This window comes from Escherichia sp. TW14182, assembly GCF_000208525.1.
Lineage (GTDB): Bacteria > Pseudomonadota > Gammaproteobacteria > Enterobacterales > Enterobacteriaceae > Escherichia > Escherichia ruysiae.
Map to the genome: position 1 here is coordinate 15,451 of NZ_AEJZ01000006.1, position 19,621 is coordinate 35,071.

The 19,621-nt window shown below is 51.1% G+C and carries 20 protein-coding genes and 1 other annotated feature; of the genes, 7 read left to right on the plus strand and 13 right to left on the minus strand.

Annotated features, from left to right (window positions below; genetic code table 11):
• The first annotated feature begins 9 nt into the window (after positions 1–9).
• Genes EQY_RS0100730 through fadK form a run of 4 tightly spaced genes read left to right on the plus strand, consistent with a single transcriptional unit; the run spans position 10 to position 4,285 of the window.
• The gene (locus EQY_RS0100730; protein WP_000080674.1) at positions 10–948 is read left to right on the plus strand and encodes an electron transfer flavoprotein subunit alpha; all 939 of its coding nucleotides are present in this window, start codon (positions 10–12) and stop codon (positions 946–948) included.
• A gap of 54 nt (positions 949–1,002) precedes the next feature.
• Positions 1,003–2,292, plus strand: a complete 1,290-nt coding sequence (locus EQY_RS0100735) for an FAD-dependent oxidoreductase (protein ID WP_001278490.1) — start codon at positions 1,003–1,005, stop codon at positions 2,290–2,292.
• Positions 2,289–2,582, plus strand: coding sequence for a ferredoxin family protein (locus EQY_RS0100740; RefSeq protein WP_000081469.1), 294 nt, complete (start codon positions 2,289–2,291; stop codon positions 2,580–2,582). The genes EQY_RS0100735 and EQY_RS0100740 overlap by 4 nt, the downstream gene beginning before the upstream one ends.
• 56 nt (positions 2,583–2,638) lie before the next feature.
• Positions 2,639–4,285: a medium-chain fatty-acid--CoA ligase gene (gene fadK, locus EQY_RS0100745; protein WP_000869243.1), complete on the plus strand. Its 1,647-nt coding sequence runs from the start codon at positions 2,639–2,641 to the stop codon at positions 4,283–4,285.
• A gap of 55 nt (positions 4,286–4,340) precedes the next feature.
• Here fadK and ppsA read toward each other — a convergent pair whose 3' ends face one another.
• Positions 4,341–6,719 carry a phosphoenolpyruvate synthase gene (ppsA, locus tag EQY_RS0100750; RefSeq protein WP_000069383.1) on the minus strand — a complete coding sequence of 793 codons (2,379 nt, stop codon included), beginning with the start codon at positions 6,717–6,719 and terminating at the stop codon, positions 4,341–4,343.
• 331 nt (positions 6,720–7,050) lie between these two features.
• Between ppsA and ppsR the strand changes: the two genes are divergently transcribed.
• From ppsR to hemP, 3 genes are all read left to right on the plus strand, one after another.
• Positions 7,051–7,884 carry a posphoenolpyruvate synthetase regulatory kinase/phosphorylase PpsR gene (gene ppsR / locus EQY_RS0100760; protein ID WP_000368057.1) on the plus strand — a complete coding sequence of 278 codons (834 nt, stop codon included), beginning with the start codon at positions 7,051–7,053 and terminating at the stop codon, positions 7,882–7,884.
• A 156-nt stretch (positions 7,885–8,040) separates the two neighbouring features.
• Positions 8,041–9,087 (plus strand): 3-deoxy-7-phosphoheptulonate synthase AroH, encoded by a 1,047-nt coding sequence (gene aroH / locus EQY_RS0100765; RefSeq protein WP_001082212.1) that lies wholly within the window; start codon positions 8,041–8,043, stop codon positions 9,085–9,087.
• A gap of 131 nt (positions 9,088–9,218) precedes the next feature.
• Positions 9,219–9,410: a hemin uptake protein HemP gene (hemP, locus tag EQY_RS0100770; protein ID WP_010345977.1), complete on the plus strand. Its 192-nt coding sequence runs from the start codon at positions 9,219–9,221 to the stop codon at positions 9,408–9,410.
• A 3-nt stretch (positions 9,411–9,413) separates the two neighbouring features.
• Here the strand turns inward: hemP and selO are convergent, their stop codons facing one another.
• The 12 genes from selO to rpmI form a co-directional block, all read right to left on the minus strand.
• The gene (gene selO, locus EQY_RS0100775) at positions 9,414–10,850 is read right to left on the minus strand and encodes a protein adenylyltransferase SelO (protein WP_000175585.1); all 1,437 of its coding nucleotides are present in this window, start codon (positions 10,848–10,850) and stop codon (positions 9,414–9,416) included.
• A gap of 62 nt (positions 10,851–10,912) precedes the next feature.
• Positions 10,913–11,626 (minus strand): EAL domain-containing protein, encoded by a 714-nt coding sequence (locus EQY_RS0100780; protein WP_024212350.1) that lies wholly within the window; start codon positions 11,624–11,626, stop codon positions 10,913–10,915.
• 243 nt (positions 11,627–11,869) lie between these two features.
• Positions 11,870–12,334, minus strand: coding sequence for a C40 family peptidase (locus EQY_RS0100785; protein WP_001209788.1), 465 nt, complete (start codon positions 12,332–12,334; stop codon positions 11,870–11,872).
• Between the two features lie 77 nt (positions 12,335–12,411).
• Positions 12,412–13,161 (minus strand): vitamin B12 ABC transporter ATP-binding protein BtuD, encoded by a 750-nt coding sequence (gene btuD / locus EQY_RS0100790; protein WP_000029447.1) that lies wholly within the window; start codon positions 13,159–13,161, stop codon positions 12,412–12,414.
• Positions 13,161–13,712, minus strand: a complete 552-nt coding sequence (gene btuE / locus EQY_RS0100795; protein ID WP_001154183.1) for a bifunctional thioredoxin/glutathione peroxidase — start codon at positions 13,710–13,712, stop codon at positions 13,161–13,163. The genes btuD and btuE overlap by 1 nt, the downstream gene beginning before the upstream one ends.
• A 62-nt stretch (positions 13,713–13,774) precedes the next feature.
• The gene (btuC, locus tag EQY_RS0100800; protein ID WP_000956540.1) at positions 13,775–14,755 is read right to left on the minus strand and encodes a vitamin B12 ABC transporter permease BtuC; all 981 of its coding nucleotides are present in this window, start codon (positions 14,753–14,755) and stop codon (positions 13,775–13,777) included.
• Positions 14,756–14,855: 100 nt separating this feature from the next.
• Positions 14,856–15,155 (minus strand): integration host factor subunit alpha, encoded by a 300-nt coding sequence (gene ihfA / locus EQY_RS0100805; protein ID WP_001229265.1) that lies wholly within the window; start codon positions 15,153–15,155, stop codon positions 14,856–14,858.
• A 4-nt stretch (positions 15,156–15,159) separates the two neighbouring features.
• Positions 15,160–17,547 (minus strand): phenylalanine--tRNA ligase subunit beta, encoded by a 2,388-nt coding sequence (pheT, locus tag EQY_RS0100810; protein WP_000672316.1) that lies wholly within the window; start codon positions 17,545–17,547, stop codon positions 15,160–15,162.
• Positions 17,548–17,561: 14 nt separating this feature from the next.
• Positions 17,562–18,545 carry a phenylalanine--tRNA ligase subunit alpha gene (gene pheS, locus EQY_RS0100815; RefSeq protein ID WP_000018588.1) on the minus strand — a complete coding sequence of 328 codons (984 nt, stop codon included), beginning with the start codon at positions 18,543–18,545 and terminating at the stop codon, positions 17,562–17,564.
• 210 nt (positions 18,546–18,755) lie between these two features.
• Positions 18,756–18,880, minus strand: a sequence feature (Phe leader region).
• Positions 18,830–18,874 (minus strand): pheST operon leader peptide PheM, encoded by a 45-nt coding sequence (gene pheM / locus EQY_RS26020; RefSeq protein ID WP_001386830.1) that lies wholly within the window; start codon positions 18,872–18,874, stop codon positions 18,830–18,832. (Overlaps the previous feature by 45 nt.)
• Positions 18,881–18,996: 116 nt before the next feature.
• Positions 18,997–19,353 (minus strand): 50S ribosomal protein L20, encoded by a 357-nt coding sequence (gene rplT, locus EQY_RS0100825; RefSeq protein ID WP_000124850.1) that lies wholly within the window; start codon positions 19,351–19,353, stop codon positions 18,997–18,999.
• A 52-nt stretch (positions 19,354–19,405) separates the two neighbouring features.
• Entirely contained in the window at positions 19,406–19,603 is a 198-nt protein-coding gene (gene rpmI / locus EQY_RS0100830) for a 50S ribosomal protein L35 (protein ID WP_001124225.1), read from the minus strand.
• Between the last annotated feature and the right edge of the window lie 18 nt (positions 19,604–19,621).

Consider the following 19,621-nt stretch of genomic DNA (forward strand, 5'->3'; position numbering starts at 1 on the left):
GAAGAAACGATGAGTCAATTAAACAGCGTCTGGGTCTTTAGCGATAACCCTGATCGTTATGCTGAACTGTTTGGCGGTGCGCAGCAATGGGGGCAACAGGTGTATACCATTGTGCAAAATGCCGACCAGGCGCAGGCGGTTATGCCTTATGGCCCAAAATGTATTTATGTTCTTGAGCAAAACGATGCGCTGCAACGCACTGAAAATTACGCTGAAAGCATTGCTGCCCTGCTTAAAGATAAACACCCCGCTATGTTGCTGATGGCCGCGACGAAACGCGGTAAAGCTCTGGCAGCACGGTTAAGTGTGCAACTGAATGCGGCGCTGGTGAACGATGCCACGGCGGTGGATATTGTCGATGGTCACATTTGCGCCGAACACCGTATGTATGGCGGGCTAGCGTTCGCTCAGGAAAAGATCACCAGCCCGCTGGCGATAATTACCCTTGCGCCCGGTGTTCAGGAACCGTGCACGAGCAATGCTTCTCATCAATGCCCGATTGAAACGGTGCCTTTCGTTGCCCCGCGTCATGAAATTCTCTGTCGCGAACGCCGTGCGAAAGCGGCAAGCAGTGTGGATCTGAGTAAAGCAAAACGCGTGGTCGGCGTCGGTCGCGGTCTGGCGGCGCAGGATGACCTGAAAATGGTTCACGAACTGGCGGCGGCACTGAATGCTGAAGTCGGCTGCTCACGCCCGATTGCCGAAGGCGAGAACTGGATGGAACGTGAACGTTATATCGGTGTCTCCGGGGTGTTGCTGAAATCCGAACTCTACCTGACGCTGGGGATCTCCGGGCAGATCCAGCATATGGTTGGCGGTAACGGCGCAAAAGTGATTGTCGCCATCAATAAAGATAAAAACGCGCCAATCTTTAACTATGCCGACTACGGTCTGGTGGGCGATATCTACAACGTCGTCCCTGCCCTGATTAACCATTTGAATCGCTAATTCCTTTTCAACCACATCTCCCGCTGTTAACGCAGCGGGAAGGGAGCATAACGCATGTCGGATGACAAATTTGATGCCATTGTGGTCGGTGCGGGCGTTGCCGGTAGCGTCGCCGCACTGGTGATGGCGCGAGCCGGACTGGATGTCCTGGTGATAGAACGCGGTGACAGCGCCGGATGCAAAAATATGACTGGCGGGCGTCTTTATGCCCACACGCTTGAGGCTATTATTCCCGGCTTTGCTGCATCTGCACCAGTTGAACGCAAGGTCACACGCGAGAAAATCTCCTTCTTAACCGAAGAGAGCGCCGTTACCCTCGATTTTCACCGTGAGCAACCGGATGCCCCGCAGCAAGCGTCTTATACCGTATTGCGCAACCGCCTCGATCCGTGGCTGATGGAACAAGCAGAACAGGCGGGTGCGCAGTTTATCCCGGGCGTTCGCGTCGATGCCCTGGTTCGTGAGGGAAACAAGGTCACTGGCGTCCAGGCCGGGGATGATATTCTCGAAGCCAATGTGGTGATTCTGGCCGATGGCGTTAACTCAATACTTGGTCGTTCGCTGGGCATGGTTCCCGCCTCCGATCCGCATCATTACGCTGTTGGTGTTAAAGAGGTCATTGGCCTCACGCCAGAACAAATCAACGATCGCTTTAACGTCACCGGCAATGAAGGTGCCGCCTGGCTGTTTGCCGGTTCCCCTTCTGACGGCCTTATGGGCGGTGGATTCCTCTATACCAACAACGATTCCGTATCGTTGGGTTTGGTCTGCGGATTGGGTGATATCGCCCATGCGCAAAAAAGCGTGCCGCAAATGCTGGAAGATTTTAAACAGCACCCCGCCATACGTCCGCTGATTAGCGGTGGCAAACTGCTTGAATATTCCGCGCATATGGTGCCGGAAGGTGGTCTGGCGATGGTGCCGCAACTGGTTAACGATGGTGTGATGATCGTCGGTGACGCCGCCGGTTTCTGCCTCAATCTTGGCTTTACGGTTCGCGGAATGGATTTAGCCATCGCGTCGGCACAGGCTGCTGCCACAACGGTGATTGCCGCCAAAGAACGCGCGGATTTCTCCACCAGCAGCCTGGCGCAATACAAACGTGAGCTGGAACAGAGTTGCGTCATGCGCGATATGCAGCATTTTCGTAAAATCCCGGCGCTGATGGAAAACCCGCGCCTGTTTAGCCAATACCCACGAATGGTCGCTGACATCATGAACGATATGTTCACCATCGACGGTAAACTTAACCAGCCGGTACGCAAGATGATCATGGGACATGCGAAGAAAATTGGGCTGGTCAACTTGCTTAAAGATGGCATTAAGGGAGCAACCGCACTATGAGCCAGAATTCTACGGTTAATGTTGACGTCAAATTAGGCGTCAATAAATTCCATGTTGATGAGGGACATCCGCACATCATTCTGGCGGCAAATCCCGATATCAATGAATTTCGTAAATTAATGAAAGCCTGCCCGGCCGGACTTTATAAGCAGGATGACGCAGGAAATATTCATTTTGATTCTGCCGGTTGTCTCGAATGCGGAACCTGTCGGGTGCTTTGCGGCAACACTATCCTCGAACAATGGCAATACCCTGCTGGCACTTTCGGTATTGATTTCCGCTACGGTTAATCACGCATCCCACAGGCCTGTACGTCGGGCCTGACGTTTTGTTTCGAGAGTCCAAAATGAAAGTAACATTAACGTTTAACGCGCAGCGTCGTGCTGTCTATCGGCAGCAAGGGTTATGGGGTGATGCTTCGCTGGCTGACTACTGGCAGCAAACTGTGCGAGCGATGCCTGACAAAATAGCTGTGGTCGATAATCATGGTGCATCGTACACCTATAGCGTGCTCGATCAGGCCGCGAGCTGTCTGGCAAGCTGGATGCTGGCGAACGGTATTGAAGCCGGCGATCGCGTCGCATTTCAACTGCCGGGCTGGTGTGAATTTACCGTTATCTATCTTGCCTGCCTGAAAACCGGTGCGGTATCCGTGCCGCTGTTACCTTCCTGGCGAGAAGCGGAACTGGTGTGGGTGCTCAATAAGTGCCAGGTCAAAATGTTTTTTGCCCCGACGTTGTTTAAACAAACGCGTCCGGTAGAGTTAATCCTGCCGCTGCAAAATCAGCTTCCACATCTGCAACAAATTGTCGGCGTGGACAAACTGGCTCCCGCCACATCGTCTCTCTCGTTACGCCAGATTATTACCGATAATACCCCGCTGACGACGTCGATATCGGTTCACGGCGATGAATTAGCGGCAGTGCTGTTTACCTCCGGAACTGAAGGTATGCCAAAGGGCGTGATGCTGACACATAATAATATTCTCGCCAGCGAGCGGGCATATTGTGCGCGGCTGAATCTGACATGGCAGGATGTTTTTATGATGCCTGCGCCGCTGGGTCATGCGACAGGTTTTCTTCATGGCGTAACGGCGCCGTTTTTGGTAGGCGCACGGAGCGTATTGTTAGATATTTTCACCCCTGAAGCCTGTCTCTCGCTACTTGAGCAACAACGTTGCACCTGTATGCTCGGCGCAACGCCGTTTGTCTATGACCTTTTGAATTTACTGGAGAAACAGCCCGCAGATCTTTCTGCGCTGCGTTTCTTCCTTTGCGGTGGCACCACGATCCCAAAAAAAGTGGCGCGTGAATGCCAACAGCGCGGCATTAAATTGTTAAGTGTTTATGGCTCCACAGAAAGCTCGCCGCACGCGGTGGTGAATCTCGACGATCCGTTGTCACGCTTTATGCATACCGATGGTTACGCTGCCGCTGGCGTGGAAATCAAAGTCGTCGATGACGCACGCAAGACCTTACCGGCCGGTTGTGAAGGTGAAGAGGCCTCGCGTGGCCCCAATGTGTTTATGGGTTATTTTGATGAACCTGAATTAACCGCCCGCGCGCTGGATGAAGAAGGCTGGTATTACAGCGGTGATCTCTGCCGCATGGATGAGGCTGGCTATATAAAAATAACCGGACGTAAGAAAGATATTATTGTCCGTGGCGGCGAGAATATTAGCAGCCGTGAAGTGGAAGATATATTGTTGCAGCATCCCAAAATTCATGATGCCTGCGTGGTTGCGATGCCCGATGAACGCTTAGGCGAACGCTCGTGTGCTTATATTGTATTAAAATCGCCACATCATTCATTATCTCTGGAAGATGTGGTAGCATTTTTTAGCCGTAAACGGGTCGCGAAATATAAATACCCTGAACATATCGTGATAACTGAAAAATTACCCCGCACTGCATCCGGTAAAATACAAAAATTTTTACTCAGGAAAGATATTATTCAGCGATTAAGCGAGGGTCATTGCGGAATTACTGAATAAGATTCGTATCCGCGAATAGCTAGCCCCGGCGACAATATGCCGCCGGGGCTATATTTTATTTCTTCAGTTCAGCCAGACTTAACCAGGTTTGCACTACAGTGTCTGGGTTCAGAGACAGGCTGTCGATTCCCTCTTCCATCAACCATGCTGCAAAGTCTTCGTGGTCAGATGGCCCCTGACCGCAAATCCCGACGTATTTGCCCTGTTTCTTCGCGGTACGGATTGCCATCGACAACAGTGCTTTCACGGCATCGTTGCGCTCATCGAACAGTTCAGACACCACGCCGGAGTCACGATCCAGGCCAAGCGTCAGCTGCGTCATGTCGTTTGAGCCGATAGAGAAGCCGTCGAAATATTCGAGGAACTGTTCTGCCAGCAAGGCGTTGGACGGAATTTCACACATCATGATGATCTTCAGACCGTTCTCACCACGTTTCAGTCCCTGACGCGCCAGTTCTTCAACCACCGCTTTCGCCTGGTCAACGGTACGCACGAACGGGATCATGATCTCAACGTTGGTTAACCCCATGTCGTTGCGCACACGTTTCACCGCTTCACACTCCAGCGCGAAGCAGTCGCGGAAGCTATCAGAAACGTAGCGACCGGCGCCACGGAAGCCCAGCATCGGGTTCTCTTCATGCGGCTCGTAACGTTCGCCACCGACCAGGTTAGCATATTCGTTGGATTTAAAATCAGAGAGACGGACAATAACGCGCTTCGGATAAAACGCTGCGCCCAGCGTCGCGATCCCTTCAGTCAGACGACCAACGTAAAATTCACGCGGAGAATCAAAGCCTTTCATCATCTCGCGGATTTCGTTTTGCAGCTGCGGTTCCTGGTCGTCAAACTCAAGCAGTGCACGCGGGTGAACGCCAATCATGCGGTTGATGATAAATTCCAGGCGCGCCAGACCTACGCCTTCATTTGGCAAGCAGGCGAAGTCAAACGCACGATCCGGGTTACCGACGTTCATCATCACTTTCAGCGGCAGATCCGGCATGGTTTCCACGCTGGAGCTTTTCACGCTAAATTCCAGCAACTCGGCATAAACGTAACCGGTATCGCCTTCAGCACAAGAAACAGTGACATTCTCACCGTCTTTCATCCGTTCGGTCGCATCGCCGCAGCCAACCACCGCCGGAATACCCAGTTCGCGTGCGATGATCGCCGCGTGACAGGTACGACCGCCACGGTTGGTGACGATGGCTGATGCTTTCTTCATGATCGGTTCCCAGTCCGGGTCGGTCATGTCAGTGACCAGCACGTCACCTGGTTCGATGCGGTTCATTTCGCTGATGTCATGAATGACTTTCACCGGCCCCGCGCCAATGCGATGACCGATAGCACGGCCTTCGGCGATAATCTTGCCCTGTGAATGCAGCGTATAACGTTCCATGACCTGGCCGCGTGAACGCACGGTTTCCGGACGCGCCTGCACAATAAACAGTTTGCCGGTGTGGCCGTCTTTCGCCCACTCAATATCCATCGGGCGACCGTAGTGTTTCTCAATTTGTACGGCCTGTTTTGCCAGCTCCTGCACTTCTTCATTGGTCAGCGAGAAGATGTCACGTTGTTCCTGCGGTACGTCTTCAATTTTAACTTGTTTACCGTGTTCCTGGGTCGGCGCGTAGACCATGCGGATTTTTTTCGACCCCATGGTACGGCGCACGATAGCCGGGCGATTCGCCGCCAGCGTCGGTTTATGCACGTAAAATTCATCCGGGTTAACCGCGCCCTGCACAACCATCTCGCCGAGCCCCCATGCGGAAGTGATAAACACCACCTGGTCGAAACCGGATTCGGTATCAATGGAGAACATCACGCCAGAGGACGCGAGGTCGGAACGCACCATCCGCTGAACACCGGCGGAGAGCGCGACGCCACGGTGATCGTACCCCTGGTGAACGCGATAAGAGATGGCGCGATCGTTAAACAGGGAAGCAAAGACATGCTTCACTGCCACCAGTACGGCGTCAAAACCCTGAACGTTGAGGAAGGTTTCCTGCTGACCGGCGAAGGAGGCGTCCGGCATGTCTTCTGCGGTGGCGGAGGAGCGCACCGCAAAAGAGGCGTTTTCGTCATCGGCGGAAAGCTGTGCATAGGCTTCGCGGATGGCGTTTTCCAGCTCAGGCTGGAAGGGAGTGTCGATAATCCACTGGCGGATTTGCGCACCTGCTTTCGCAAGCTGGGTAACATCGTCAATATCCGTTTTATCCAGCAGTTCATAAATGCGCTGGTTTACGCCGCTTTGATCCAGAAACTGGTTAAACGCATCGGCGGTTGTGGCGAAACCATTCGGAACGGAAACGCCCATTCCGGAAAGGTTAGTAATCATTTCACCCAGGGAGGCATTTTTGCCCCCAACCCTGTCTACATCATTCATGCCGAGTTGGTTATACCAAAGCACCAGCGGTGACGAGCCATTGTTGGACATCGAACAATCCTTTTGTGATAAATGAACGGTTTGAGAAACACATTTCTGCGCATTTATCTTTGCATATTTAACCGGATGAAAAAAACGGTGAATCGTTCAAGCAAATATATTTTTTTACTTTTTAAGACTGATCCCAGCGTTGCGCAAATCTGTTATCTTCGATAATTCCCACATAAACCATCGGTATAAACGAAACCGAAAAATGAAATGCTGTTTTCATAAAAAATAAAATTGAAGGTTCATTTTATAAACCCGGCATAACGTTCTACGCTTCTGTGCATTTTTAATTTATGCTTTCATAGAATTATGTCTGCATCACAGGAAGAACAAAATGGATAATGCTGTTGATCGCCACGTTTTTTATATTTCTGATGGTACGGCAATAACTGCGGAGGTATTAGGACACGCAGTGATGTCGCAATTTCCTGTTACTATCAGCAGCATTACGCTGCCGTTTGTCGAAAATGAGAGCCGTGCACGGGCGGTGAAAGACCAAATAGACGCGATTTATCAGCAGACAGGTGTGCGCCCGCTGGTCTTCTACTCCATCGTGTTGCCGGAAATTCGCGCCATCATTTTGCAAAGTGAAGGCTTTTGCCAGGATATCGTTCAGGCGCTGGTTGCCCCGCTACAACAAGAGATGAAACTGGACCCAACGCCGATTGCTCACCGTACTCACGGCCTGAATCCCAATAATCTGAATAAATATGATGCACGTATTGCGGCGATTGATTACACCCTCGCCCACGATGACGGTATTTCGTTGCGCAATCTGGATCAGGCACAGGTGATCCTGCTCGGCGTTTCTCGCTGCGGTAAAACTCCCACCAGTCTGTATCTGGCGATGCAGTTTGGTATCCGCGCGGCAAACTACCCCTTTATTGCCGACGATATGGACAACCTGGTGCTACCCACGTCGCTCAAACCGCTACAGCATAAACTGTTCGGGCTGACCATCGACCCAGAGCGTCTGGCGGCTATTCGTGAAGAACGTCGGGAAAACAGCCGCTATGCCTCGCTTCGTCAGTGCCGGATGGAAGTCGCGGAAGTAGAAGCGTTGTACCGTAAAAATCAGATCCCGTGGATCAACAGTACCAATTATTCGGTAGAAGAGATTGCCACCAAGATCCTCGATATCATGGGTCTTAGTCGCCGAATGTACTAGGGAACTAGTATAAAGGTTCGTTTTTTTGTTATTATGCCGTCAATTGAGCGAAGTGTTGCCTGCCTCGCACTTGAAATCAGCAGGGATTGGTTTATCGTGATGCGCATCACTTCTTGGCATCCCTGCCGTTGAAGCAACAAATTTCTGAGACTTGTAATGAACAGAACTGACGAACTCCGTACTGCGCGTATCGAGAGTCTGGTAACGCCCGCCGAACTCGCGCTACGGTATCCCGTAACGCCTGGCGTCGCCAGCCATGTCACCGATTCCCGCCGTAGAATTGAAAAAATACTGAATGGTGAAGACAAGCGACTGTTGGTCATTATTGGCCCCTGCTCGATCCACGATCTTACCGCTGCAATGGAGTACGCCACCCGTCTGCAGGCACTGCGCAACCAGTACCAGTCACGGCTGGAAATCGTAATGCGCACCTATTTTGAAAAACCACGAACCGTTGTCGGCTGGAAAGGATTAATTTCCGACCCGGATTTAAACGGCAGCTATCGCGTAAATCACGGCCTCGAACTGGCGCGTAAGTTACTGTTACAGGTAAATGAGCTGGGCGTCCCCACCGCGACCGAATTTCTCGATATGGTGACAGGTCAGTTTATTGCCGACTTAATTAGCTGGGGCGCGATTGGCGCACGCACTACCGAAAGCCAGATCCACCGCGAAATGGCGTCCGCGCTCTCATGCCCTGTAGGCTTTAAAAATGGTACTGATGGCAACACGCGTATTGCCGTGGACGCGATTCGCGCGGCGCGCGCCAGCCATATGTTCCTCTCGCCAGATAAGAACGGCCAGATGACCATCTACCAGACCAGTGGCAACCCGTATGGGCACATTATTATGCGTGGTGGCAAAAAACCAAATTATCATGCCGATGATATCGCCGCCGCCTGCGATACGTTGCACGAATTTGATTTACCAGAACATCTGGTGGTGGATTTCAGCCACGGCAACTGTCAGAAGCAGCACCGCCGTCAGTTAGAAGTTTGTGAGGATATTTGCCAGCAAATCCGCAATGGCTCTACGGCGATTGCCGGAATTATGGCGGAAAGTTTCCTGCGTGAAGGTACACAAAAAATTGTTAGCAGTCAGCCACTCACCTACGGTCAGTCAATTACCGATCCATGTTTAGGCTGGGAAGATACTGAACACCTGGTCGAAAAACTCGCCTCTGCGGTAGATACCCGCTTCTGAATGCGTGCCCATTCCGTCGGGAATGGGCATTTCTACTCAATATCTTGTCTTATCAATGAATTATTACTTGCCCTGGCGCAAGATTGTATTGATAATAAGAATCATTGTTATATCAATTATTATTAGTTTTTATGAGCTATACGGACAGCAGCAGACTCACGCCTAAAACGGATGCAAATCAGAAGATCTCTTCCCCACAGCCTGTTCGACGGATTGCCAGCCAGACACTGTTAGGTCCGGATGGCAAACTGATCATTGATCATGACGGACAAGAATATCTGCTCCGTAAAACACAGGCTGGCAAGCTGCTGCTGACAAAGTAGCGTTTAACTCGAACAGCTGACTTCCAGTCGTTTGCCCCAGTCCGGTGGGCGGCTGACATAATCATCATCTCTGTCGCTGAAAGGATTTCGCAACGCCTCATGCAGGCGGTGTAATTCCGTCATATCGCCCTGTTCCGCCGCCTCAATGGCTCGTTGTGCCAGCCAGTTGCGCAACACCAGCGCCGGATTAACGCTTTGCATCAGTTGCTGACGTTCGCTGTCGGTGACGTTATCTTGCTGCAAACGCGCCCGATAACGGGCAAACCAGTCATCAAATGCCGCACGATCAATAAACTCATCACGCAGTGGCGATGCCGGACTGCGCTGTTCAACCAGGCTAAGGATGCGGAATGTACGGGTATAGTCGCTGCGCTCACGCGCCATCAGACTGAATAATTCATTCAGCAGCGCGTTATCCTCTTTCTGCTCCGTCATAAAGCCCAGCTTCTGCCGCATACGTTGTCCGTAATGCGTCAACAAAACCTGTTGATAGCTGTCCAGCGCCGTATTGAGCGCATCCACAGAAATAAATGGCGACAATGTCTGTGCCAGACGCTGTAAATTCCACAACGCGACGGCAGGCTGATTATCAAAACTATAACGCCCCTGATGATCCGAGTGGTTACAGATAAAGCCAGGCTCGTAATCATCGAGGAAGCCGAACGGCCCGTAATCGAGGGTCAGGCCGAGAATCGACATGTTGTCAGTGTTCATAACCCCATGAGCAAAACCGACTGTCTGCCAGTTAGCCATTAACGACGCGGTACGTGCGACAACATCGGTAAACCAGAGACGGTATTTATCCTCATCATCCTGAAGATGTGACCAGTAATGTCGGATGGCAAAGTCAGCCAACTGGCGAACCTTTTCCGGCTCGCGGCGATAGTAAAAGTGTTCGAAGTGACCAAATCGCAGATGGCTTTGTGCCACGCGCATTAACATCGCGCCTGATTCTACCGTTTCCCGATAAACTGGCGTATCGCTGGTAACAATGCTTAAAGCGCGCATCGTAGGAATACCCAGATAATGCATCGCCTCACTGGCGAGACTTTCACGAATCGTAGAGCGCAATACCGCCCGTCCATCGCCCATTCGCGAATAAGGCGTCAGCCCCGCTCCTTTCAGATGCCAGTCCATTGTTGTGCCATCGGCGAGTTGTTGCTCACCGAGAAGAATGCCACGCCCGTCACCCAACTGGCCCGCCCAGACGCCAAACTGATGACCGCTGTAGACCTGCGCCAGTGGCGACATGCCAGGTAGTAATGTTTCTCCCCCCCACACGCCGGCGCCACTTTCAAACAGCGACGAGGGAATACCCAGCGTGTTAGCCAGTTCTGCATTATGCCAAATCAGCCGGGCGTTATTTAAAGGCGTGGGGGAAAGTGCTGTATAGGTTGCTGGCAATTCATCGCGCCAGCGGGTAATAAAAGACAGGGTCATAGATCCTCCTGTCTGATAGTGTAGACGGTTACCCTCATCTTAAACACCAGCAAACAAAAGGGTTATCGCTGAACCAGCGTTGTTACCTGACTTACGGGAACTGCAGGCCATAAGCATCCTTGTAGGGCATGAAAACCATACGGTGTGATTCGCGCCAACATTCCTGGGGTATCGATACCTGCCGCAATGATATAGCTGCAACAAGGCGAAATTTGCGTATGAATAGCACGAATAAATGGTGCGAAGGATGTATTAGCTATTTGTTGCTGAACAAAGCCTTTATCCAACATAACTCGAGTGAAAAGACCATCAAATATTGCTTTCATGGTGCTGTTACCCGCACCTAAATCCCCCAACACCAATGGACAAATTTGAGATAAGCGCAAGAGATTACAATTATCTTTCCCCTCATTAAGTTGTGGATAATTTTCATTAATCCGCAATTCAATAAAAGGAAATTTTAATAGTTGGCCTGCGTAATTATTAGCACCTAATAATAATTTTGCTACTTGTGGCGTTAAATTAATCCATGCAAAAATTTTGTGTTGAATAAAAAAATGTTGGCATGATTTAAGTAATTCTAACTGCTCGGCAAATAGCTGCCAATGCTGTTCCTCAGAAAGCTGCGCCATAACCCGCGTCGTCGGGATGCGAACCATACCGTCTTCACTGGAGAAATGGGTTATTATTTCAACCCCAACAAGATTTTGCCGGCTATCTCTTATCGGCAGGAAATAGCAATCAGAATGATAAACATTATCCAGTAAAATCTTCATGGTAATCGCCCTTCTCCAGAAATATTTTTACAAATCCGGCTAAAAAGGATGAGGCCATAAAGTATAAAAAAAACAGAAGGGATAACTTTCATTTGTTCCTTGTTAACCACTTTTTCATGGGTCCTTTTTTAGATTATTCTAATTATAAACGAATATTCCATTTACGGAATTTTTGTCTGAAAAATACTACGGTATTCAGAAGTAAAAGGACGGTGATGTATCATCACCGTCCTTTTCGACATACTAGATTCGTCTCGCTTGCCAGAAATTTTTCTGCCAGTAGACATTATCAAGGGAAGAGCGCATCACCCCTTTACTGGTAGAGGCGTGAATAAATTGGTTGTTGGTATCATAAATACCCACATGTAAACCATTTTGCCCAGAGCCAGTTTTGAAGAAAACCAGATCGCCTGGCAGCAACTCGTCTTTATCAATTTGAGTACCGATAGAGGCCTGTTGCTTTGTTTCACGCGGCAACTGCAAATCGAAACGATCGCGCATCGTTACGACCACAAAGCCTGAGCAGTCAACCCCGCGACGACTCATACCACCATAACGATAAGGTGTACCATGCCAGCTTTGTAGTTGATCGTTCAAACCAGCAATCACGGTAATAGAGTCAGAAAGTCTGGCGTTTGGTGGCGGCGCTTTATGGTGGCTACACCCGACCAGAAACAGTGCTGTGATTAAAATAAGGCAGAAACGCATTCCGTACGAATCCTCTGTTTTTTATTCTTGCATTAATTTAGCGTCGAAATTACCCGATTTTCAAGATGCTATTGTTATCAGGCTGTCGAAATCAGCATTCTGTGACCTTCAATGTCCAGACGGCGGAAATTCATCCCATAGGCCTGCGCCAGGTTCGGCGGTGTCAGAACGTCCTCCCTGCGTCCACTGGCCAATAATTTTCCACCTTTTAGCAGCCATGCCCGATGCGCGTGACGCAATGTGTGATTGAGATCGTGACTGCTCATCACAATCGCTAGCCCTTGCTGGCATAGCGCGCTCAGAATTTTGTCTAACGCACTTTGTTGCGCAACGTCAAGGCTGTTCATCGGCTCATCAAGAAGCAGTAATTGGCCTGCGGGATTGGCTTGTGGTGTGATTTGCAGCACTACCGCAGCAAGACGTACACGTTGCCATTCACCGCCGGAAAGTTGATTGGTGCTGCGTCCGAGTTTGTCATCAAGAGCCAGCGCCCCGGCGACATCGTTTAACAGGTCGCTACGCGTTTTATCATGCTGATGCAGGGTCAGGTAATGCCAGACCGGCATAGCAAATGGCGGTGTTTGTTGCTGTGAAAGATAGGCGCGATGCAGCGCGAGTTTTGTTGCGGACCATACTTCCAGTGGTTGCCCCGCGAACTGAATGCTTCCCTTACCGCCGGTCATTCCGGCCATTCGCGCCAGCAAGGTACTCTTACCCGCGCCGTTCGGCCCCACCAGATGCAGGATCTCCCCTGCCCGAACCTCACCCGAAAGCGGCCCCAGGCGGGTTGATTCCGCTACATCCTGCAACTGCATCACAATAGACATTATTTTGCCAACGCCAGTTTAATACTTTCCATCACAATGGGATCTTCCGGCGTCATATCCGGGGAAAAACGCTGGATGACTTTGCCATCTCTGCCTACCAGGAATTTCTCAAAATTCCACAAAATATCATCAGGGTACAGCGGTGCACGACCTTTGCTGACCATGCGCGCATAGAATCCGCTTTCTTCCGGCGCGACTGCGGTCGGCGCTGCGGCAATCAGTTTTTGATACAGCGGATGGCGACCTTCGCCATTGACCTCAATCTTACTGAACATCGGGAACGTCACCCCCCAGGTGGTGGTGCAGTAAGTTTTAATCTCTTCATCGCTGCCCGGTTCTTGCTCCAGAAACTGGTTACACGGGAATCCCAGCACGACAAAACCACGATCGGCCCAGGCTTTCTGAATATTCTCCAGCTGCTCATATTGCGGCGTTAAGCCACACTTTGAGGCGACATTGACAATCAACAGTACATTACCGGCATATTTCTCCAGCGTGGTCACTTCACCGTCGATATCCTTCACTACAGTGGTCAGAATGGAATCTTGCATCGTGTCTCCTGGATGTGGTCAGTAAAAATCTTAGCTTTTAATCATAGACCGTCTTTTTGCGGCTAACGTCCTGCTTTTAACAATAACCAGATAAACACCGGCGCACCCAACGTTGCGGTGACCACGCCAATAGGCAGCTCTGCGGCAGCTAATGCCAGGCGCGCTACAACATCGGCCAGCAGCAATGCGCTCGCCCCTGCCAGCGCGCAGCCTGGAAGTAATACGCGATGATCGGTTAAACCACACAGCCGGAGAATATGTGGGATCACCAGACCAATAAAGCCGATAGCGCCCGCCAGCGCCACACTGACACCAACCATCCAGCCGGTCGCTGCCACCAGCACATTGCGCCAGAACCAAAGAGGCAACCCCAGCTGTCGCGCCGAGACCTCGCCAAGAGCTAACATATTCATCGGTCTGGACTGACAGCAAATCCACAACAATACCGGGATCAACGCCACCATCAGCCAGCTTTGCCGCCAGTCAACGCCGCCAAAGCCGCCCATCATCCAGTACATTAACTGACGTAAATCAACCGAGGTGGAAAAGTAAATGGCCCACGTCATTAATGCGCTACAGATAATCCCTAATGCAACTCCCGCCAGCAATAATCGGCTGGTCGAAAGATGACGGCGGGCAAAACGCAACAGAATTAAAGTGATAATGAGTGCACCAGCAATGGCACAAAGCCCCAGCGCCCACTCAGGTAATTGCCCGTGCCCCAGCAATACAGCGGCGATAAGCCCTACACCTGCACCATTAGAGACGCCGAGTAACCCTGGTTCTGCAAGCGGGTTTTCAAATAGCGCCTGCATTACTGCGCCGGATAACGCCAGCGCAGCACCAACCAGCAATACAGCCAGCGTGCGTGGAAGACGTATTTGCCAGACAAAAAGCTCGCCTCGTGGAGTAAACCAGTCAGTTGGCGAGATCCATTGTTCACCAGCACAAAGGCTTAAAAGAAGCGCCAGCAGCATTAATATTGACAGGCTAAATAACCAGCGTACATTTTGTCGCTGTTGTTGGCGGGCAAGTGTCAGCATGGTATCCGTTCTGCTGAAGAGTCATTTCGTTGATTTTACGGTGACTCGCCAGTAGTGAAAAGAAAAAAGGCCGCAGAGCGGCCTTTTTAGTTAGATCAGATTACTCGTCTTTGGGCGAAGCGTTTTCGACACGGCTTTTTAACTTCTGTCCGGGTCTGAAGGTCACCACGCGCCGTGCTGTAATGGGAATATCTTCGCCCGTTTTCGGGTTACGTCCCGGGCGTTGATTCTTATCACGCAGATCGAAGTTACCAAAACCAGAGAGTTTTACCTGTTCGCCGTTCTCCAGAGCGCGACGGATCTCTTCGAAAAACAGTTCAACCAGTTCTTTGGCATCCCGCTTGCTAAGCCCAAGCTTATCAAACAGATATTCTGACATTTCAGCTTTTGTAAGCGCCATAGGTTCAATCCCTCAATGATGCCTGGAATCGCTCTTTTAATGCCTCTACACATTTGGCGACGGTAGCGGCAATCTCCTCTTCTTCAAGTGTACGGCTGGTATCTTGTAGGATCAGGCTAATGGCGAGGCTCTTATACCCCTCCGCAACACCCTTACCACGGTACACGTCAAATAAGTTTACGCCAACTACCTGATTTACGCCAACTTTCTTACATTCGGATAAAATATCCGCAGCAGGAACGTTTTCTGCGACCACAACGGCGATGTCACGACGGTTCGCCGGGAAGCGAGAAATCTCGCGCGCCTGAGGCACCACGCGGTCTGCGAGCTTGTTCCACTCCAGTTCGAACACCAGAGTGCGACCGTTAAGATCCAGTTTACGTTCCAGTTCAGGATGAACAACCCCAACAAAACCAATACGTTCACCTTTCAGATAAATCGCTGCGGATTGTCCCGGATGCAGTGCCGGATTCGCTTCTGCACGGAACTCAACGTCAGCCAGTTTACCGGTCAGGTCGAGTACGGATTCAAGATCGCCTTTCAAATCATAGAAATCAACGGTCTCTTTTGCCAGGTTCCAGTGCTCTTCGTAACGGTTACCGCAAATCACACCAGCTAACATCAGATCCTGACGAATGCCCAACGGTGCCTGAGTATCTGGTACGAAACGCAGACCGCTTTCAAAAATGCGCACGCGGTTTTGCTGACGGTTCTGGTTGTACACCACGGTTGCCAGCAGGCCAGTCCACAGAGACAGACGCATTGCCGACATTTCAACGGAGATCGGGCTTGGCAGCAGTAACGCTTCAACGCCAGGATGGATCATCTGTTGAACTTTCGGATCAACGAAGCTGTAAGTGATCACTTCCTGATAGCCTTTGTCGTTGAGCAGCGTTTTCACGCGCTTGAGTGACAGGTCAGCTTCACGGTGAGTGCCCATAATCAGGCTCGCCTGTACCGGCTCATCCGGGATGTTGTTGTAGCCGTAAACACGCGCCACTTCTTCGACCAGATCTTCTTCAATCTCCATGTCGAAACGCCAGCTCGGCGCAACTGCCTGCCACTCGTCCTTACCTTCGGTCACTTCACAGCCGAGACGGCGCAGGATGTCAGTCACCTGTTCATCAGCAATATGATGACCAATCAGGCGATCCAGTTTGCTGCGACGCAAAGTGATGGTCGCGCGCTTCGGCAACGTTGCTTCGTTGGTAATATCGATTACCGGACCAGCTTCACCGCCACAGATGTCAATCAGCAGACGGGTCGCACGTTCCATCGCTTTGTGCTGCAGTGCCGGATCAACACCACGCTCGTAACGATGAGACGCATCGGTATGCAGACCATGACGACGAGCACGACCGGTGATAGACAGCGGGCTGAAGAAAGCACATTCCAGCAGGACGTTTTGCGTTTCTTCATTTACGCCAGAGTGTTCGCCACCGAAGATGCCGCCCATCGCCAGCGCCTTGTTGTGATCGGCAATGACCAGGGTGTCAGCATTCAGCTTCGCTTCAGTGCCATCAAGCAGCACCAGCGTTTCGCCCTCTTTCGCCATCCGCACCACAATGCCGCCTTCAATGCGATCTTTATCGAAAGCGTGCATCGGCTGGCCCAGTTCGAGCAGCACATAGTTGGTGACGTCAACAACTGCATCGATAGAACGGATCCCGCAACGACGCAGTTTTTCTTTCATCCACAGCGGAGTTGGCGCTTTAACGTTAATGCCTTTTACCACACGGCCAAGATAACGCGGGCAGGCTTCCGGCGCTTCTACTGCAATCGGCAGCGTGTCGTCGATGGTCGCACCAACCGGAACGATTTCCGGTTCAATCAGCGGTAGTTGATTCAGCACAGCCACGTCACGCGCAACACCAATGATGCCTAAGCAGTCGGCACGGTTTGGCGTAACGCTGATTTCGATGGTGTTATCATCAAGTTTCAGGTATTCGCGGATGTCGGTGCCAATTGGCGCATCCGCTGGCAGTTCGATAATGCCGTTGTGATCGTCAGAAATCCCCAGCTCAGAGAAGGAACACAGCATCCCTTCAGACGGTTCACCACGCAGTTTCGCCGCTTTAATTTTGAAATCGCCCGGCAGAACAGCACCAATGGTCGCTACCGCCACACGCAGCCCCTGACGGCAGTTTGGCGCACCGCAGACGATATCCAGCAGGCGATCGCCGCCGACATTGACTTTGGTCACACGCAGTTTGTCCGCGTTCGGATGCTGGGCACACTCAACCACTTCACCAACAACCACGCCGTGGAAGCTACCGGCAACCGGTTCTACACCGTCAACTTCCAGACCCGCCATGGTGATTTGATTCGCCAGCGCGTCGCTATCAATCGCCGGGTTCACCCATTCGCGTAACCACAGTTCACTGAATTTCATAATCTATTCCTGCCTTATTTAAACTGTTTGAGGAAACGCAGATCGTTTTCGAAGAATGAACGCAGGTCGGTGACGCCATAACGCAACATGGTCAGACGCTCCATCCCCATCCCGAAGGCGAAACCAGAGTAAACTTCCGGGTCGATACCAACGTTACGCAGCACGTTCGGATGCACCATCCCACAACCCAGCACTTCCAGCCATTTGCCGTTTTTACCCATGACGTCAACTTCTGCAGACGGTTCGGTGAACGGGAAATAAGAAGGACGGAAACGAATCTGCAAATCTTCTTCAAAGAAGTTACGCAGGAAATCGTGCAGCGTGCCTTTCAGGTTGGTGAAGCTGATATTGGTATCAACAATCAGGCCTTCCATCTGATGGAACATCGGCGTGTGGGTCTGGTCGTAGTCGTTACGATAAACACGTCCAGGCGCGATGATACGAATCGGCGGCTGCTGAGCTTTCATGGTGCGGATCTGTACACCAGAAGTCTGGGTACGCAGCAGACGGGTCGCATCAAACCAGAAAGTGTCGTGGTCAGCGCGCGCCGGGTGGTGACCAGGAATATTCAGAGCATCGAAGTTATGATAATCGTCTTCGATTTCCGGTCCGGTCGCCACGGTAAAGCCAAGCTCACCGAAGAAACTTTCGATACGGTCGATGGTCCGAGTCACCGGATGCAGACCGCCGTTTTCAATACGGCGACCAGGCAGGGAGACATCAATAGTTTCCGCTGCCAGGCGCGCATTCAGCGCCGCGCTTTCCAGTTCGGCTTTACGCGCATTCAACGCCTGCTGCACCTGCTCTTTCGCTTCGTTGATAACCGCACCGGCTGCCGGGCGTTCTTCTGGCGGCAGTTCACGCAGGGTCGTCATCTGAAGGGTTAAGTGCCCTTTTTTACCCAAATATTCGACGCGCACATTGTCTAACGCGGCAACATCTGACGCCTGGCTAATGGCCGCCTTCGCACTGGCAACCAGTTCTGCGAGATGTGACATGGTTTTCCTCATTGTGTCAGTGGTGACACTGGTTCGTTGGACTTAGAGCCTATCCCATCAGGCTATTTTACTTGCCATTTTGTCCTGGGCAGTGCTCGAAAGCCTCACGTACTGAAAAGTACGCTCCGGTTTCTCCGCACTGTCCGTGTCCAGAATGGCGGCGATAATTACGCCTGATGAGACAAGCTTTTTATTCTTCAAAACGCGCATACAAAAAAAGCCTCCACTGGGAGGCTTTCAGGCGCTGTTTTCCGTTTCTCTTCTCACGCGCTAGCCTCCTGGTGTCAGGTGCTAAAGTAAAAAAAGAAGCGGAAAATAGCAGCATTCATTGCTTGCGTTACCTTTTGGTACTCTTCAAAAGACCTTTATTGAAAAGGCATTGACGATAAAAGTCAATGTTCTGATGGTGTTGAAACGAAAAGAGGGAGACTAGCTCCCTCTTCCAACTGGCTTATGCCAGAGCTGCTTTCGCTTTTTCAACCAGAGCGGTGAACGCTACTTTGTCGAATACAGCGATATCAGCCAGGATCTTACGGTCGATTTCAACAGAGGCTTTTTTCAGGCCATTGATGAATTTGCTGTAAGAAATACCGTTCTGACGTGCTGCTGCGTTGATACGCGCAATCCACAGTTGACGGAACTGACGCTTACGTTGACGACGGTCACGGTAAGCATACTGACCAGCTTTGATAACAGCCTGGAAGGCAACGCGGTATACGCGAGAACGCGCACCGTAGTAACCTTTAGCTTGTTTCAAAATTTTCTTGTGACGTGCGCGTGCAATAACACCACGTTTTACGCGAGCCATATGTGCTCTCCTGTATCTATATTCTAATTAAAAAGTTAAAAACGTTAACGGCTTATGCGTACGGCAGGCACGCGATTACCAGACCCAGATCGCCTTTGGAAACCATGGCTTTCGGACGCAGGTGACGTTTACGTTTGGTCGCTTTTTTGGTCAGAATGTGACGCAGGTTAGCGTGCTTGTGCTTAAAACCACCTTTACCGGTTTTTTTGAAGCGCTTAGCAGCACCGCGTACGGTCTTAATTTTTGGCATTTTAATAACTTCCACTTC